The sequence below is a fragment of the Pseudomonas sp. RA_35y_Pfl2_P32 genome (genome assembly GCF_963970735.1).
Classification (GTDB): Bacteria; Pseudomonadota; Gammaproteobacteria; order Pseudomonadales; family Pseudomonadaceae; genus Aquipseudomonas.
The window spans coordinates 1-328 of record NZ_CAXAQF010000405.1; the positions used below are offsets into that span (position 1 = coordinate 1).

General features: G+C 60.4%; 1 protein-coding gene. It reads right to left on the reverse strand.

Going from position 1 to position 328, the window contains the following annotated elements:
- Positions 1-328 (reverse strand): immunoglobulin-like domain-containing protein (locus AACY45_RS28915; protein WP_339548898.1); only part of this gene is annotated, 328 nt, incomplete at both ends.

Genomic DNA, 328 nt, shown 5'->3' on the forward strand with positions numbered 1-328 from the left:
TACACATCGTTGGCCGGGGTATCGACCAGCACGGTACCGGTGGTTTTACCCGCTTCGATAACGATGACCGAGCCATTGCTCAAGGTCACGGTCATCGGCGTACCCGCCGGGTTGGTCAGGGTCGCGGTGTAAGTGATCTGGCCGCCTTCGGTGATACCACCTGTAGCGGTCAAGGTTAGGCCAGTGGCATCAAGCGAGTCGCTGATGGTGGTAACGGCTGGCGTGGTGCTTGGCACCAGGTTTTCGAAGTTGCCGCCAGTGGTGCCCGTAATCGTCGCGCTTACGGTGCTGCCATTGACGTACACGTCGTTGGCCGGGGTGTCGACCA